The organism is Sphingomonas sp. AC435 (genome assembly GCF_979253005.1).
Genome location: NZ_CEEDCJ010000027.1, coordinates 1 through 393, shown reverse-complemented (window position 1 = coordinate 393; position 393 = coordinate 1). Strand labels below are relative to the sequence as shown.

Here is a 393-nt window from a genome sequence, read left to right as displayed (position 1 = left end):
ATGATCGGCTGGGATATCGCGTTCGATCCGCTGAGCCGCCCCGGCTACCGGATGAGCACGGCATCGATCTACCGGAATTTTCTCGGCGGCGCGGTGCCGGAGCCGGCCAGCTGGGCGATGATGATCGCAGGCGTCGGCTTCGCCGGCGGCGCGCTGCGGCGGCGGCGCGCCATAACGGTCAAGTTGTCCTTCGCCTGATCGCGAGGCCGCACTACCGTCGCGACGAGGCGCTACCGGGTTCTCCCGGTAGCGCCTTGCCGTCTTGGACAGCACTGTTGCGAGATCGGGACCCACCGTGGACCCGTGCGCAACGCGGCTTAGGGTCAGGACTCGTTGATCACAGCCAGAAGATGACGGTGGCAGCGAGGGCCACGGCGGAGAAGAAGGCGGTTG

The 393-nt window shown here is 67.2% G+C and carries 1 protein-coding gene; it reads left to right on the top strand.

Annotated elements, in window-relative coordinates:
* Nucleotides 1–198: PEPxxWA-CTERM sorting domain-containing protein (locus AC0CH8_RS18825; protein WP_465241192.1), on the top strand; the 198-nt coding region annotated here is incomplete at its 5' end.
* Nucleotides 199–393: the final 195 nt, after the last annotated feature.